15 protein-coding genes are annotated in these 14411 nt (G+C 69.8%); 4 read left to right on the top strand and 11 right to left on the bottom strand.

The annotated features are described in order from the left end of the window. Positions 1-37 precede the first annotated feature (37 nt). Both F9288_RS02710 and F9288_RS02705 read left to right on the top strand, forming a co-directional pair. Entirely contained in the window at positions 38-451 is a 414-nt protein-coding gene (locus F9288_RS02710) for a GtrA family protein (RefSeq protein WP_174835147.1), read from the top strand. Further along, a complete protein-coding gene (locus tag F9288_RS02705; RefSeq protein ID WP_174835146.1) occupies positions 451-1179 on the top strand; it encodes a bifunctional 2-polyprenyl-6-hydroxyphenol methylase/3-demethylubiquinol 3-O-methyltransferase UbiG in 729 nt (242 codons plus the stop codon). Before F9288_RS02710 ends, F9288_RS02705 begins: the two co-directional genes overlap by 1 nt. 31 nt (positions 1180-1210) lie before the next feature. On the opposite strand, the gene F9288_RS02700 is transcribed toward F9288_RS02705, so the two are convergent. The 10 genes from F9288_RS02700 to F9288_RS02655 all read right to left on the bottom strand — a co-directional run bounded on the left by F9288_RS02700 (position 1211) and on the right by F9288_RS02655 (position 10379). Then, entirely contained in the window at positions 1211-2530 is a 1320-nt protein-coding gene (locus F9288_RS02700) for a cystathionine gamma-synthase family protein (protein WP_174835145.1), read from the bottom strand. Between the two features lie 80 nt (positions 2531-2610). Next, a complete protein-coding gene (locus F9288_RS02695) occupies positions 2611-3021 on the bottom strand; it encodes a hypothetical protein (RefSeq protein WP_174835144.1) in 411 nt (136 codons plus the stop codon). A gap of 40 nt (positions 3022-3061) precedes the next feature. Continuing rightward, a complete protein-coding gene (gene gloB / locus F9288_RS02690) occupies positions 3062-3799 on the bottom strand; it encodes a hydroxyacylglutathione hydrolase (protein ID WP_174835143.1) in 738 nt (245 codons plus the stop codon). After that, positions 3796-4896 (bottom strand): nitronate monooxygenase family protein, encoded by a 1101-nt coding sequence (locus F9288_RS02685; RefSeq protein ID WP_254621045.1) that lies wholly within the window; start codon positions 4894-4896, stop codon positions 3796-3798. Before F9288_RS02685 ends, gloB begins: the two co-directional genes overlap by 4 nt. After that, positions 4863-5312 (bottom strand): VOC family protein, encoded by a 450-nt coding sequence (locus tag F9288_RS02680; protein ID WP_174835142.1) that lies wholly within the window; start codon positions 5310-5312, stop codon positions 4863-4865. The genes F9288_RS02685 and F9288_RS02680 overlap by 34 nt, the downstream gene beginning before the upstream one ends. Further along, positions 5309-6040: a tetratricopeptide repeat protein gene (locus tag F9288_RS02675; RefSeq protein WP_174835141.1), complete on the bottom strand. Its 732-nt coding sequence runs from the start codon at positions 6038-6040 to the stop codon at positions 5309-5311. Before F9288_RS02675 ends, F9288_RS02680 begins: the two co-directional genes overlap by 4 nt. Further along, on the bottom strand, positions 6037-6741 hold the full coding sequence (locus F9288_RS02670; RefSeq protein WP_174835140.1) for an alpha/beta hydrolase: 705 nt from the start codon (positions 6739-6741) through the stop codon (positions 6037-6039). The genes F9288_RS02675 and F9288_RS02670 overlap by 4 nt, the downstream gene beginning before the upstream one ends. A gap of 24 nt (positions 6742-6765) precedes the next feature. Beyond that, positions 6766-7818, bottom strand: coding sequence for a M48 family metallopeptidase (locus tag F9288_RS02665; protein WP_174835139.1), 1053 nt, complete (start codon positions 7816-7818; stop codon positions 6766-6768). A gap of 1 nt (position 7819) precedes the next feature. After that, complete coding sequence (locus F9288_RS02660; protein WP_174835138.1) at positions 7820-8923, bottom strand: YjgN family protein; 1104 nt, start codon at positions 8921-8923, stop codon at positions 7820-7822. 52 nt (positions 8924-8975) lie between these two features. Next, a complete protein-coding gene (locus tag F9288_RS02655; RefSeq protein WP_174835137.1) occupies positions 8976-10379 on the bottom strand; it encodes a Mur ligase family protein in 1404 nt (467 codons plus the stop codon). Between the two features lie 56 nt (positions 10380-10435). On the opposite strand from F9288_RS02655, the gene F9288_RS02650 reads away from it, so the two are divergent. Both F9288_RS02650 and F9288_RS02645 read left to right on the top strand, forming a co-directional pair. Further along, positions 10436-11251 carry an LD-carboxypeptidase gene (locus F9288_RS02650; RefSeq protein ID WP_174835136.1) on the top strand — a complete coding sequence of 272 codons (816 nt, stop codon included), beginning with the start codon at positions 10436-10438 and terminating at the stop codon, positions 11249-11251. A gap of 126 nt (positions 11252-11377) precedes the next feature. Next, entirely contained in the window at positions 11378-11788 is a 411-nt protein-coding gene (locus tag F9288_RS02645; RefSeq protein WP_254621044.1) for a hypothetical protein, read from the top strand. Between the two features lie 15 nt (positions 11789-11803). On the opposite strand, the gene mutS is transcribed toward F9288_RS02645, so the two are convergent. Next, entirely contained in the window at positions 11804-14377 is a 2574-nt protein-coding gene (gene mutS / locus F9288_RS02640) for a DNA mismatch repair protein MutS (protein ID WP_174838786.1), read from the bottom strand. Between the last annotated feature and the right edge of the window lie 34 nt (positions 14378-14411).

Genomic DNA, 14411 nt, shown 5'->3' with positions numbered 1-14411 from the left:
CGTGGAAGCGGTTCGCAAGCACATACGGTCCCCGCATATGCGTGAGGTTTTCTGGCAACTGGTGCGCTTCGGCATCACCGGGGGGCTGGCGACGTTGCTCTATGCGATCGTCTATTGGCCAATCGCCACCTATGCGCAGAAGACGTGGCCGCTCGCCAACAGCGCGACCTGGCCGGTGGCGGCGAACCTGCTCGGTTATCTGGCGGCGATGCTGTCCGGCTATGTCATGCACAGCAAATGGAGCTTCCGCGGCCACGGGCGGCGCGACAATCTGGCGCGCACGGGGGGGCGGTTCTTCCTCGTCTCGCTGGTCAGCCTCGGCATGAACACCTTCTTCGTGTGGCTGCTGACCGGGCCGATGCATGGGCCGACATGGTGGCCGCTGGTGCCGATCGTGTTCTTCACGCCGTTGATCACCTTCGGCCTCAACCGTCTGTGGGTGTTCGCCTGATGGACCGCCGCGTCTATGACCGGATGGCCGAGCATGACAGCACGCATTGGTGGTATCGCGCGCGCCGCGACATCCTCGCCGATTTCATCGCGCGCGAGGGGCGGCTGCCGATGGATGCGCGGATTCTGGAGATCGGCTGCGGCACCGGGCATAACCTGCCGATGCTCGCGCGGTTCGGCGAGGTCGACGCGATCGAGATCGATCCGGCCGCGCGCGCCATCGCCAGCCGGCGGCTCGGCAAGGACGTCGGGGCCGCGCCGTTGCCCACGCTGGCCGGGGTGCCGAAGGAGCATTACGACCTGATCGCGGTGCTCGATGTGGTCGAGCATATCGAGGACGACGTGGCCGCGCTCGCCGCGATGCGCGAGCGGCTCGCGCCGGGCGGGCGCATCCTCATCACCGTGCCGGCGCATCAATGGATGTGGAGCGCGCATGACGTGGTGAACCACCACCACCGCCGCTATTCCAGGGCGACCCTGGTGAAGGCGATCACCGCCGCCGGCCTGCGCCCACGCAAATTGGGCTATTTCAATTCCCTGCTCTTTCCCTTGGCCGCCGGTGCGCGTGTCGCGGGGCGGCTCACCGGGCGCGACGACAGCGATGACACGCCGCCGTCAGCGCCGCTCAATCGGCTGTTCGAGGGTATCTTCCGGCTCGAACGCCACCTCGTCGGCCGTGTGCCGATGCCGCCGGGCGTCTCGATCGTGACCTTCGCGGAGCCGGCGTAGCCCCTCTCCCGGAAGAGAGGGGCCGGACTCGTCAGATCGCGTCGAGCGCTTGCGCGAAATCGGCGATCAGGTCGTCGGCGTCCTCCACCCCGATCGAGATACGCACGAGATTGTCGGTGATCCCAAGCGCCTGCTTGCGTGCATCGGGAACGGAGAGGTGCGTCATCGCCGCCGGATGGCTCGCCAGCGTCTCGGTGCCGCCGAGGCTCACCGCGAGCTTGGCGATCCTCAGCGCGTCGAGGAAGCGGAACGATTCCGCCTCGCCGCCCTTCAGGTAGAGCGAGAAGGTGGAGCCGGCGCCGGTGCAATGCCGGCGAAAGATATCCGCCTGCCGCGCATCCTTGCCGCCTTCGAGGAAGCCGAGATAGCCGACGCGCTGCACCTTGGGATGCCCCGCGAGGAAGGCGCAGACCTTCGCCGCATTCTCCCCCGCGCGACTCATCCGCAGTTCCAGCGTCTCCAGCGAGCGGAGCAGCATCCATGCCGTATTAGGGTCGCAGATCGTACCGATCGTGTTGCGCATCAGCCGGATCGTGTTGATGTGCGCCTTCGATCCGAGCACCCCGCCGGCGACGAGATCGCTGTGCCCGCCGGCATATTTGGTGAGCGAATAGACCACGATGTCCGCGCCGTGGCGCAGCGGCTTGTGCCAGAGCGGACCGAGGAAGGTGTTGTCGATCGCGATCGGCGGGCGCGTAGCGGAATCGGTGAAGATCGCGTCGCGGCTTGCCGCCACCGCCTCCACGTCGACCAGGGCGTTGGTCGGGTTGGCGGGGCTTTCGAGGTAGATCAGCGCGACCTTGCCCTTCGCCGCTTCGGCCAGCACCGCGTCGATCTCCTCGCGCGTCGCGCCGGCCGGGAAATCGAGCCACTTCACCCCGAACCGGCCGAGGATGCGCGCGATCAGCGTCTCGGTCGCGGCATAGAGCGGGCCGGAATGGACGATCGTGTCTCCCGGCTCGACCATCGACAGGAACAAGGTCGCGATCGCCGACATGCCGGAGGAGAAGGCGAGCGCATCCTCCGCTTCCTCCCAGATGGCGAGTCGGTCCTCGAGTATCTCCTGGTTGGGGCCGTTGAAGCGCGAATAGACCAGACCTTCCGCGCCGCCGGGACGCTTGCCGGTGACCCCCTCGAAATGGCGCTTGCCCGCCGCCGCGCTGGGAAAGACGAAGGTGGAGGTAAGGAAGATCGGCGGCTTCAGCGAGCCTTCCGACAGCGCCGGGTCGTAGCCGTGGCCCATCATCAGCGTGGCGGGGCTGAGCTTGCGCCCGCCGATCCGCTCGATCTCCGGCCGGGGCGAGCGACGCTGCCCGACCGTTTCGGGGCCGGCTTTGGTATCCTTGGTCATCGTGATCTCCGAACGATCGGCCGCGCCTGTCCGACGGGACGGCGGGCGCGGCCTTCAATGCCGGATATCGTGCCGGAAAATCAGCGCGCCTGATAGGGGACGAAATGACCCAATGAGCAGCTTCCGGTGTCGATGCGCGCCGTCATGTCGACCGTCCGCGCGATATCGCCACGACACAATTGCGTGGAATATTGCTTCGTCACCAGCGCATCGCCGCGCGCCACGCCCTCGCAGCCGCCGGCCGTCTCGTTGACATAGACCAGCTTCGGGCTGACGCGATAGATCAGGCGAGGCCCGACCGCCTTGAGCGAGGCCTGGTTGAAGCGCGTGTCGATGCAGTCGACCGGCTTGCCGGGCGTGAGGCCCTCAACCGTTTTCTCGAACGCGGCCTGATCGGCGGCGGCGCGATCGGACTGCGCTGGCGACGAGGCGATGGCGACTGCGCCAGCGCCCAGCGCGGCGGCGGCCAGCGGAACAAGGATCATACGCATGACAACAACTCCTTTTTCCCCGCGCGCCGATATAGGGATATCAGCCGCGGAATTCATCCTTCGCCCGGCGTCGCGCCGCCAGCGTTCCGGCGTCGGGCGCGCGCAGGAAGGGATTGGTGGCGCGTTCCAGCGCGATCGTCGTCGGGACGGTCGCCTCGCCTGCCGCGCGCGCCGCATCCACATCCGCCATCCGTGCGCGGATCGCGTCGTTGCCCGGCTCCGCGACCAGCGCGAAACGGCCGTTCGCCTGGGTATATTCATGCCCGCAATAGACCAGCGTCTCCGGCGACATGGCGGCGAAGCGGCGCATGTTGGCGAGCATCTGTGCCGCATCGCCCTCGAACAGCCGGCCGCAGCCCATCGCGAACAATGTGTCGCCGGTGAACACCGCATCGTCATCGGCGAAGTGGAAGGCGATATGCCCGGCGGTATGCCCCGGCACCGCGAGCACTGTCGCGCGATGCGCGCCGAGCGCCACCGTATCGCCTTCGCCGACGCCGTGATCGAGGTGGCCGATCTTCGCGCGCTCCGCCTCCGGGCCGGTCACGCGCGCGCCGGTCGCGGCGACGATCGCGCCGTTGCCGCCGACATGATCGGGGTGCCAGTGCGTGTTCCACACCTGCGTGATCGTCCAGCCGCGCGCGGCGGCGGCGTCGAGCACCGGCTGCGCCTCGCCGGGATCGATCACCATCGTCTCGCCGCTGTCCGCATCATGGACGAGCCAGCTGTAATTGTCGCTCAGCACGGGTACGCGGATCACGTCGAGCGGGCTGGTCATGCGAGGCTCCTTCGGGCGGCGAGCGCGGCGGCGCCCAGCATTTCGGTGAGGTCGGCGGCATGGCGGACCCGGGCGAGTGGCGCGCCCTGCCCGGCCCAGAGCGAGGAATAGTCACCGCGACCCTCCGCCTCCGCCCTGGCGCGCAGCGGGGCGATGGCGGCGGCGGCGAACGGAAAGGGCGCGGCGGCGGAACTGGCCGGACCGAGCGCCTCGACCAGCCGGTTGCGCAGGCCGCGCGCGAAGCGGCCGGAGAAGACATTGGTGAAGACGCTGTCGTGGCTCTGCGCCGTCGCCAGCGCCGCGCGATGCACCGCGCTGGCATTGCTGTCGCCAGTCATCAGGAAAGCGGTGCCGGCCTGCACGCCCGTCGCGCCGAGGGCGATCGCCGCCGCCGCGCCGCGCGCATCGGCGATGCCGCCGGCCGCGATCACCGGCACGTCCACCGCGTCCGCCACCTGCGGCACCAGGGCGAAGGTACCGACCGGGCGATGATCGCCAAGGAAATAGCCGGCATGGCCACCCGCCTCATACCCCTGCGCGATGATCGCGTCGCAGCCGGCGTCGGCGAGCCAGCGCGCCTCCGCGACGGTCGTCGCATTGCCGATCACCCGTGCCCCGGTCGCGCGGACGCGGGCGAGCAGGTCGGGCGCGGGGAGGCCGAAGTGGAAGCTGACGATCTCCGGCCGCACCTCCTCGACCACCCGCGCGGTCTCCGCATCGAACGGGCGACGGGCGGGGGGAGCGGGGCCGTCCGACGCGATGCCCTCCGCCGCGTAGAAAGGCGCGAGCGCGGCGCGCCAGGCGGTGTCGTCCGGGTCGTCGGGCGGCGTGTGGCAGAAGAAATTGAGGTTGAGCGGCCCCGAAGCGGCGGCGCGGACGGTGGCGGCCTCCACGAGCAGTCGATCGGGGGTGAACATCGCGCCAGCCAGCGAGCCGACCCCGCCGCCCCGGATCGCCGCGATGGCGAGCGCCGAATCGCCGAACCCGGCCATCGGCGCCTGGATCACCGGCCAGCGCGCGCCGAGCGACGTGAAGAAGTCAGCCGCCGCCGGCCGCGCCATCGTCACCAGCTTCCGGTGTTGGGCATCGACGCCCATGGCTCCCGCGGCGGCAGCACGCCGTTCTGCAACAGCTCGATCGAGATGCCGTCCGGCGTCTTGACGAACGCCATATGGCCGTCGCGCGGCGGGCGGTGGATGATATGCCCGCCGTCCTTCAGCCGCTGGCACGTCTCGTAGATATCCTCGACGCGATAGGCGAGGTGGCCGAAGTTGCGGCCGCCGGCATAGGCCTCCGGCTCCTTGCCCTCGATGGGCCAGTTATAGGTTAGTTCCACCTCCGCCTCGGCGCGCTCGCCGGGGGCGTTCATGTCCTCCGGCGCGGCGAGGAAGATCAGCGTGAAGCGGCCCGCCTCATTCTCCATCCGCCGCACTTCCTTCAGCCCGAGCAGCTCGAAGAAGGCGATCGTCTTGTCCGGATCGGTGACGCGGATCATCGTGTGGAGATATTTCATGGCTTCTTCTCGTTCGAATGGTCGCCGTTGAATTGGGCCAGCGCCTGCGCCGCCGCAACCCCTGCCGGCGCGGTGGGGGCGATGCGCTGGGCGGCGCTCCACGCTTTTCTGGCGCCGGTCTCGTCGCCGGAGAGCGCGGCGATATTGCCCGCCTCGAGCTGCACCTGCGCGTCGTCGGCGGAGCGTTTCAGCGCCTCGGCGATATCGGCCCGCGCGCGCGGCAGATCGTTCATCCGCCGCGCGAGCGTCGCGGAAAGCAGCCACGCCAGCGGATCGGCCGCCGCATCGCGCGTCGCCGCGTCGAGATCGTCGCGCGCGCCCTTGGTGTCGCCGGTCGCGACCAGCGCGCGGGCGCGGTCGAGATGCGCCTCGCCGCGCTCCATTCCCTGAAGTGTGCCCGCCGCCAACGCCGCATCAAGCGCGGCGCGCGCCTTGGCCGGCTCGTTGGCGGCGAGCCGGGCGTTGCCGGCCTCCGCCCAATAGGTCGCGGCCATTGCGTCTTTCGCAACCTCGGCGGCGCGGGCGGCGTCCTCGAACGCCGCCGCCGCCTCGCCGTAACGCGACTGTTCGGTGAGAGCGAGGCCGAGACATTGCTTCGCCTTCGCGCCGCCCGTCAGCGACCAGCGTTCGGCCATCCGCTCCGCCTCCGCCGGATCGGCGCGGGCAAGCGACACGCAGCGCGCCGCCGGATCGTCGGCGGCGAGCAGCAGCGCGAGTAGCGGTATCATCGCAATACGTCCTCCACCGCGCGGACGATCAGCGCGATATCGGCATCGCGCGACAGGCGGTGGTCGCCATCCTTGACCAGCCAGGTCTGCACATCGGCTGAACGGAGCAACTCGGCGAGCCGCCCCGCGCGATGCCACGGCACGTCGGGATCGCGCTGGCCCTGCACCAGACGCACCGGGCAATCGACCGGAATCTCGCCGAACATCAGCCGGTTGGCCTCACCCGATTGCCAGAAGCGGCTGGTATAGACGGTTGGCGCCGGGCCATAGGGATTGGCGCGCTCGATCCGCCCTTCCTGTAACAGCCGCATCTTCTCGTCGGTGGAAAAGCCCCAGTCGGTGAAGTCCGGCGCCGGGGCGATGCCGACGCAGCCGACGACGCGCTCGGGGCGCAGCTTCGCGGCGGAGAGCATGATCCACCCGCCCATCGACGAGCCGACCAGCACCACCGGCCCCCCGGCCACCTCGTCGGTCATCGCCAGCGCGTCGTCGCGCCAGTCGGCGAAGGATTGCTCCTCGAACTTTCCCTCGCTCACGCCGCAGCCGCCATAGTCGAAGCGGAGATAGGCGCGGCCCTGTGCCTTGGCCCATTGCTCCAGCGCGATCGCCTTGGTGCCCTCCATGTCGGAGGCGTAGCCGGGGAGGAACACAATGGTCGGGCCGGTGCCCGGCGTGTGGCGGAAAGCAAGACGGGGACGCATGGCGGCGTATCTACCCGCCGGGGTTCAGAAGCGCCAGCCGCTCTCCTCCTTCGGGCTGGCGGCGCACATGCCGCGCAGCGCCCGCCATTGCGCGGCGTCGAGCGCGGGGCGGTAGGTCGCCTTCGGGTCGAGCGAGCGGGTGAAGCGTTGCGCGCGATCCGCAGACACCGGATGGCTGGCGAGATAGGCCAACATCCGCTCCGCCTTCGCGTCCTTGCCGCCGAGCCGGGTGAAGAAGGCGGCGGTGGGGGCGGGCGAGATCCGTGCGTCGCGGAGCAGCCCGATCGCCTGATCGTCGGCCCGCGCCTCCGCCTTGCGCGAATAGGCGGAGGCGAGCAGCGTGTTGGTATAGCCGCCGACATTGCCCTCCATCCCGCCGAGCAGCACCGAGAGGCCGAGCTGGCGGACGAGCGATTCCATCACGTCGCGGTGGCGGACATGGCCGATCTCATGCCCGATCACGCCGGCCACCTCGTCCGGCGAGCGCGCCGCCTGTACCAGCCCGTCGAACAGCACGATTCGCCCGCCGGGCAGCGTGACGGCGTTGACGATCGGCATGCGCACCACGCTCACCTCGATCGTCGGATCGTCGGGGTCGATCCGCTGCACCAGCGTGGCGAGCGCCGCGTCGCCCGCGGGGGTGGCGCAGCCGCGCCTGCCGAAATCGCCGACCATCAGCTCGCCCAGCCGCTGCTCCACCGCGCGCGGGACGGCGCGCGCGACCAGCGGCGGGCTGTTGAGGAACAGGGTGAGCGCGATCCCCGCCAGCACCGCGAAGACAGCCGTCGCCGGCCACAACCCGATGCGGTCGATGACGCCGCCATAGCGCCGCGCGGCGGGCAGCGCGGCGGCGAGGTCCGCCGGCACGCCGCCGGGCAGGATCAGGCGCCAGCCGGGCAGATCGCGCCGCGCGAGGATCGCGTCGCCGGCGACGTCCTCGCGCCGCGTCAGCGTGGCGAGCGGCACCGATGTCGCCCCGCCGTCGGCGCGCGCGATGCGCAACGCATCGTCTTCAAGCCCGACCGATACCGCGTGGCGCAGCGCCGTCTCGCCGTCGTAGAGCCACGCGTCGGCCATGTCAGAAGGCGCCGACGTCCAGCGCGTCGAGCAGCCCCTCGCCCTGACCCGGCGTGCGCGTCGTCGAGCGCGTCATGTCGTCGAGGTGGACGCTGCCGTGCGCCTCCATGTGACGGACGAAGAAGGCCCAGTTGCGATAGGGAAGGAAGATCGAGCCGATCCCGATCGTCACCACCACCAGCGCGAAATTGCCGAGGTAGAGCTTCACCCAGTCGATCGTCCGCGCGTTGAACCCGAACCACAGGCCGCCCAGCCGCATCGAGCCGACCGCCTCGCGGAAATAGGCCGAGTAATAGACCATCGCGATGATCCCGAGCACGCCGAAGAAGACGAGGTAGAAGGCGATGGCGAGCAGCGCGAAGGTGATGATGATGCCCGGTGATGGCGGGGTGTTGGGGTTGATGCCGGCGAGCGCGCCGGTGCCCACCGCCGCGCCGGCGATGACGCCGACCAGCACGAGGATGATGATCGGGGTGATGTAGAACAGCATGAAGCGTGGGAAGATCGGCCCCCAGTTCGCCTCCGCGCGGAACTGCATCGGGCCGAAGCTCATCGCGTTCCAGCGGTGGTTCCACAGGGTCGTCATCGACCAGGGGATCATCAGCCCCAGCGCCAGCGTGCCGACGATCGACCGCCAGAAATAATCCAGGCCATAGGCGAAGCCCTGATCGTTCGATCCGCCCCGGATGCCGTGCCACAGGGTGCGGCTGAGGCGATAGCGCAGCGCGCGGAAGATCGCGACGCCGAACAGATAGAGCAAGGCGATGTAGAGGAAGAACACGATCAGCCCCGCCATCCCGGCATGGCCGCGCAGCAGCACCCCCTGCACGATCAGGTTGATCGCCCCGAACGGCACGAAGAACAGTGCGATCGCGATGAGGTAGCCGATGAACAGCTCCAGCCCGGTGCCGGTCCATTCCAGCCGGTTGTCGATGAAGCGCGTGTTGCTCCACAGATAACGCCTGACGCGCGCCTTGCCCCAGAAATGATAGATGCCGAGCGTGACGACGGTCAGCAGCAGGTTGGTGAAGGCGATCGGCGCGAATGCGCGCCAGTCGCCGGTGAAGACGAACGCGCTGTCGCCCTCCGCCTGATCGTCGGTCATGCGCTTGCCCCCCGGTTGCCCCGTATCAGTGGAGCGAAGCGCGAGGCGCGCGTCAACGGGGATTCGCGGCCAGCATCTCCACCATCTTAGCCGCGAGCAGGGGAAGCGTGTCGTCGCGCGCGCCCATCACCACGATCCGGTCGCCAGCGCGCGCCGCCGCGACGAGGTGCGCCGCCGCCGCCTCGCGATCGGGGATGTGCCGCGCGTCGGCGCCCGCCTGCGCGATATCGCGGACGATATCGGCGCTCGTCACCTCGCGGCTGACGGTGCCGCCCTGATAGACCGGATCGGGCAGGACGAGCTGGTCGCCGGGCGCGAGCCGGTCCGCGAACATCGCCACCAGCTCGCGCCGCATCACCTTGAGCGGGCCGTAGCCGTGCGGCTGGAACAGCACGAGCAGCCGCCCCGGAAAGGCGTGGAGCGTATCGAGCGTGGCGGCGATCTTGTCCGGGTTGTGGCCGAAATCGTCGATCACCGCGACGCCCGCCGCCTCGCCGACCAGATCGAAGCGGCGCCTGAGGCCGGTGAAACGCTCGACGCCGGCGATCGCCTGTTCCAGCGACAGCCCCACCGCCAGCGTCGCGCCGATCGCGGCGAGCGCGTTGGCGACATTGTGCCGCCCCGGTACCGACAGCCGCACGCGCTGGCCACGCAGCGTGAAGGCGGCAGCGAACGGCTCCTCCGCGATATCCCCGGCGCGCAGGTCGGCGTCGCGGTCGATCGCGACGCTGGTCACGCGGTCGCGCGGCAGGGCAAGCGCCAGCGTCGCGGCGTCGGCATTGTCGACGTTGACGATCGCCTGCGCGGCCTTGCCGATGAACTCGCCGAACAGCCGGTTCAATTCCTCCAGCGACTTGTGGTCGAGGCTGACGTTGTTGAGCACGGCGATGCGCGGGGCGTAGAGCGCGATCGAGCCGTCGCTTTCATCGACCTCGCTCACATAAGCGTCGCCCGCGCCGACCAGCGCGCTGGCGAAGGGACGGTCGGGCGAGGCGAAGTCCTTCATCACCGCGCCGTTCATCACCGTCGGATCGTGGCCGGCGGTGTGGAGGATCGTGGCGATCATGCCGGTGACGGTCGACTTGCCCGAGGTGCCGGCGACGCCGATCGGCAGCCGGCTGGCGTTGAACAGCCGCGCGTTCAGCGCCGCGCGGGTGAGGCGCGGGCAGCCGAGCCGCTCCGCCGCGATGATATCGGCGACGGTTGCCTCCACCGCCGCCGAGGCGACGACGATCTGCTCTGGCGAGGCGATGCCCGAGCCGTCCTGCGGATGCAGCGCGATCCCCATCGCCCGCAGCGCGTCGAACTTGGCGGGCACGCGGCCCTGATCGAGCGAACGGTCCGAGCCGGCGACGATCGCGCCGCGCCCGGCGAGGATCATCGCCAGCGGCATCATCCCCGATCCGCCGATCCCGACGAGGAAGTAGCGTTGCCCTGCAAGGTTGCCGTCGTGCATCGTGCGGCGCTATCGCGGTTTGGGAAATGGCTCAACCGGGGGCGGGGGAAACAAGCGTGCGCATCGGGATCGTCTCGCCGGCCAAAACGCTCGATCCGCTCGCCGCCGAGCGCACGGCGGCCTTCGCGGCGATCGCCTATCCGGCGGTGGACCTGATCTTCCACCCGCAATGTTTCGAGAGCGACGGCGGGCATTTCGCCGGCCCGGACGAGCGGCGCGCGGCGGCGTTCCTGGAGTTCGCCAACGACGCGGCGTTCGACGCGATCTGGTTCGGGCGCGGCGGCTATGGCTCGAACCGCATCCTGGCGCAGGCGATGCCGCGGCTATCGGCCGCCGCGAAGGCCAAGGCATATATCGGCTATTCCGACATGGGCTTCCTGCTCGCCGCCCTCTACGCGCGGCGGATCGGGCGGCCGGCGCACGGGCCGATGCCGATCGACGTGATGCGCGACGGCGGCGACCGCACGATCGCCCGCACGCTCGGCTGGCTGACGGGGGACCGGCAGGGGCTGGAGCCGGGGTTGGGCGGCAGGCCCTCGGTGGCGTTCAACCTCGCGATCCTCAACAGCCTGATCGGCACGCCGTGGCTCCCCGATCTGGCGGACCATGTGCTGCTGATCGAGGAAGTCTCCGAGCCGCTCTACAATATCGACCGGATGCTGTTCACCATGGCGAACGCGACGCAGCTACGCGGCATCGCCGGCGTGCGGATCGGCGCGGTGACGGATGTGCAGGAGAACGACCCGCCGTGGAACGAGCCGCTCGACACGATGATCCGCCGCTGGTGCCGCGACATGGGCGTGCCGTTCCTCGGCCGCGCGGAGATCGGGCATACGCAGGCGAATTGCGTGGTGCCGTTCGGGATGGGGTGAGCGGCGGTAAAGTTCACGAAGGCATGTTATTGTGCAGCAATGTATGAATCACGGCGCGCGCGAATCTATCCGCCCGTATGGCGAGTCTGCCTCGCTTTCCTGCTAATGCCAGCCGCGGCGGCGATCATGATGGCGTTTGTCGCGCCCGCATATGAGGGCTTGCCTACGGCAATCGAACGACTGACGGCCACAGCAAAGCTCGATGCGAGTTTGGGGGCCTATCCGACCGCGATCGTAGTTGGTTTGCCCACCTATTTCATTCTTCGTCGACACTTTTCGGCCCGACCCTTAATTTGCGCCGTCGCCGGGGCCGTTGTGGCGGCCTTGCCGTGGTTATTTCTGGTTCTTGTGACTTCAGGCGCTTCGTCGGCCAGCATCGGTGGGCAGGCTACCATCATAGACGGACATTATGCCGCTTACGGCTGGCTGGAGAGCACATATTTCATCGCTCAGATAGCATTGGTTGGCTGGACTGCTGGTTTTCTGTTTTGGGCAATTGCGGCAGCAGGCTTCAAGCAACCGGATGGGCGTCGATGAGCCGATAGTTCCCGCTCACCCCTCCCGCGCCAGCGCCTTCAGCCGGTAGAGCGTCTCCAGCGCCTCGCGCGGGGTGAGCGCGTCCACGTCGAGGCCCTCCACTTCGCGGCGGATCGCGTCTCCCTCGTCCTGTTCGACTGGCATGGCCGCGGCGAACAGGGGCAGGTCGTCCAGCCCGGCCGCCAGCCCGCCAGTCTTCGCGCGTCCAGCCTCCAGCTTCGCCAGCACCGCCTTGGCGCGCGCGACCGTCGCGGGAGGCATCCCCGCGAGCCGCGCCACCGCGAGGCCGTAGCTGCGGTCGGCGGGGCCTTCGGCCACCTCGTGCAGCAGCACCAGCTCGCCCTTCCACTCGCGCGCGCGGACGTTGTGGAGGGTAAGCGCGTCGCAGCGTTCGGCCAGCCGCGTCAGTTCGTGGTAATGCGTCGCGAACAGGCAGCGGCAGCGATTGTCCTCGTGGATCGCCTCCACCACCGCCCAGGCGATGGCGAGGCCGTCATAGGTGGAGGTGCCACGCCCCACCTCATCGAGGATCACGAAGCTGCGCGGGGTGGCCTGCGCGAGGATCGCGGCCGTCTCCACCATCTCGACCATGAAGGTGGAACGCCCACGCGCGAGATTGTCCGACGCGCCGACACGACTGAACAGGCGATCGACCAGCCCGAGCGTCGCCTTGCTCGCGGGCACGTAGCATCCCGCCTGCGCCAGCACCGCGATCAGCGCGTTCTGGCGCAGGAAGGTGGACTTGCCGCCCATGTTCGGCCCGGTGACGAGCCACAGCCGCGAGGTCTCGGAGAGCGTGCAATCGTTGGCGACGAAGCGTTCGCCCGCCTTCGCCACCGCCGCCTCGACCACCGGGTGGCGTCCGCCGGACACCTCGAAACAGGGGTGGTCGACCAGATGCGGGCGCGCCCATCCGCCTTCCGCCGCGCGCTCGGCGTTGGCGGCGGCGACGTCGAGCCGGGCGAGCGCGTCGGCGGTGGCGGCGATCTCCTCGCGGCGGGCGAGCGCCTGCGCGGTGAGGTCTTCGAGATGCGCGGCTTCGGCGGCGAGCGCGTGCGCGCCGGCCTGCGTGACGCGGGCGGCGACCTCGTGCAGCTCCGGCGCGTTGAAGCGGACGACGCCTGCCAGCGTCTGGCGATGGGTGAAGCCCGAGTCCGGCTTCATCAGCGCGTCGGCCGCCCTGGCGGGCACTTCGATATGATAGCCGAGCACGCCGTTGTGACGGATCTTGAGTGTCGGCGTGCCGGTTTCGGCGCGGTATTTCGCCTCCAGCGCGGCGATCGCGCGGCGGCCGCCCGCGCCCGCGTCGCGCAGGTCGTCGAGCGCGGCGTCATAGCCGGCGGCGATATAGCCCCCGTCGGAGGCGTCGATCGGCGGGGTAGGGACGAGCGCACGCTTGAGCAGGTCGATCAGCGCGCCGTGGCCGCGCAGTTGCGGGGCGAGTTCGGAGAGCAGGGGCGGCGGCGCATCGACCTTGCCGAGCATCTCCCCCAACAGCCACGCGGCGTCCAACCCGTCGCGGAGCTGCCCCAGATCGCGCGGGGAGCCGCGTCCCGCCGCGAGCCGCCCCAGCGCGCGGCCCACGTCCGGCAGTGCGCGCAGCGCGGCGCGCAGGCGATCGCGCAACGTCCCATTGTCGTGGAACAGCTGCACGAGATCGAGCCGCGCGTCGATCGCCGCCCGGTCCATCAGCGGCGCGCCGATGTCCGCCGCGAGCAGCCGTGCGCCCGCGCCGGTGACGGTGCGGTCCACCGCGTCGAGCAGGCTGCCCTTGCGCGCGCCGCCGCTCGTCTGGGTCAGCTCGAGGCTCTCGCGCGTCGCCGCGTCGATCGCCATCGCGGCGGCGGCGCTGGAGACGCGCGGCGGGCGCAGGAACGGCAGCGCGCCCTTGGCGGTATGGTCGATATAGGCGACCAGCCCGCCGGCCGCCGCCAGCATCGCGCGGCTGAACTGGCCGAAGCCGTCGAGCGTCGCCACGCCGTGGAGCCGCCTGAGCCGCGCCTCCCCGTCGCCGCTGTCGAAATCGGCGCGCGGACGCCACACTGTCGCGGGCGCGTCGCTGCCCTCCGCCGCGACAACCTCCGCCGCCGCGAGCCGCGCCAGCTCCGCGCCCAGCCCCTGCGCGGTGCAGGCGATCACCTCGAACCGGCCGGTCGAGATGTCCGCCGCCGCGAGCGCGATCTCGCCTGCCGCCTCGCCGACCGCGACGCACCAGTTGGCGGTGCGCGAATCGAGCAGGGCTTCCTCGGTCAGCGTGCCGGCGGTGACGACGCGGATGATCGCGCGGTTGACGAGCGCCTTCGATCCGCGCGCCTTTCGCGCCGCCTCGGGCGATTCGGTCTGCTCGGCGATGGCGACGCGATGCCCGGCCTTGATGAGCCGCTGGAGATAGGCCGTCGCGGCGTGGACCGGCACGCCGCACATCGGGATCGGCTGCCCGCCATGCTCGCCGCGCGCGGTGAGCGCGATGTCCAGCACGCCGCTGGCCACTTTCGCATCCTCGAAAAACAGTTCGAAGAAATCGCCCATGCGGTAGAACAGCAGGCAATCGCCCGCCTCTTCCTTGAGCGCGAGATATTGTGTCATCATCGGCGTGGGGGCGGCGGTCATCCGCGTGGCGATA

The organism is Sphingomonas sp. CL5.1 (assembly GCF_013344685.1).
GTDB lineage: Bacteria > Pseudomonadota > Alphaproteobacteria > Sphingomonadales > Sphingomonadaceae > Sphingomonas.
Note: the sequence above shows the minus strand (reverse complement) of the source record. Positions and strands in the feature narration are given on the sequence as shown.

What these genes read in the sequence shown, in the direction of transcription:
- F9288_RS02705 (WP_174835146.1), top strand. Translation starts at nt 451, where the DNA reads ATGGACCGCCGCGTCTATGACCGGATGGCCGAGCATGACAGCACGCAT.
- F9288_RS02645 (WP_254621044.1), top strand. Translation starts at nt 11,378, where the DNA reads ATGATGGCGTTTGTCGCGCCCGCATATGAGGGCTTGCCTACGGCAATC.
- F9288_RS02700 (WP_174835145.1), bottom strand. Translation starts at nt 2,530, where the DNA reads ATGACCAAGGATACCAAAGCCGGCCCCGAAACGGTCGGGCAGCGTCGC.
- F9288_RS02695 (WP_174835144.1), bottom strand. Translation starts at nt 3,021, where the DNA reads ATGCGTATGATCCTTGTTCCGCTGGCCGCCGCCGCGCTGGGCGCTGGC.
- mutS (WP_174838786.1), bottom strand. Translation starts at nt 14,377, where the DNA reads ATGATGACACAATATCTCGCGCTCAAGGAAGAGGCGGGCGATTGCCTG.
- F9288_RS02670 (WP_174835140.1), bottom strand. Translation starts at nt 6,741, where the DNA reads ATGCGTCCCCGTCTTGCTTTCCGCCACACGCCGGGCACCGGCCCGACC.
- F9288_RS02685 (WP_254621045.1), bottom strand. Translation starts at nt 4,896, where the DNA reads ATGGGCGTCGATGCCCAACACCGGAAGCTGGTGACGATGGCGCGGCCG.
- F9288_RS02710 (WP_174835147.1), top strand. Translation starts at nt 38, where the DNA reads ATGCGTGAGGTTTTCTGGCAACTGGTGCGCTTCGGCATCACCGGGGGG.
- F9288_RS02680 (WP_174835142.1), bottom strand. Translation starts at nt 5,312, where the DNA reads ATGAAATATCTCCACACGATGATCCGCGTCACCGATCCGGACAAGACG.
- F9288_RS02665 (WP_174835139.1), bottom strand. Translation starts at nt 7,818, where the DNA reads ATGGCCGACGCGTGGCTCTACGACGGCGAGACGGCGCTGCGCCACGCG.
- F9288_RS02660 (WP_174835138.1), bottom strand. Translation starts at nt 8,923, where the DNA reads ATGACCGACGATCAGGCGGAGGGCGACAGCGCGTTCGTCTTCACCGGC.
- gloB (WP_174835143.1), bottom strand. Translation starts at nt 3,799, where the DNA reads ATGACCAGCCCGCTCGACGTGATCCGCGTACCCGTGCTGAGCGACAAT.
- F9288_RS02655 (WP_174835137.1), bottom strand. Translation starts at nt 10,379, where the DNA reads ATGCACGACGGCAACCTTGCAGGGCAACGCTACTTCCTCGTCGGGATC.
- F9288_RS02675 (WP_174835141.1), bottom strand. Translation starts at nt 6,040, where the DNA reads ATGATACCGCTACTCGCGCTGCTGCTCGCCGCCGACGATCCGGCGGCG.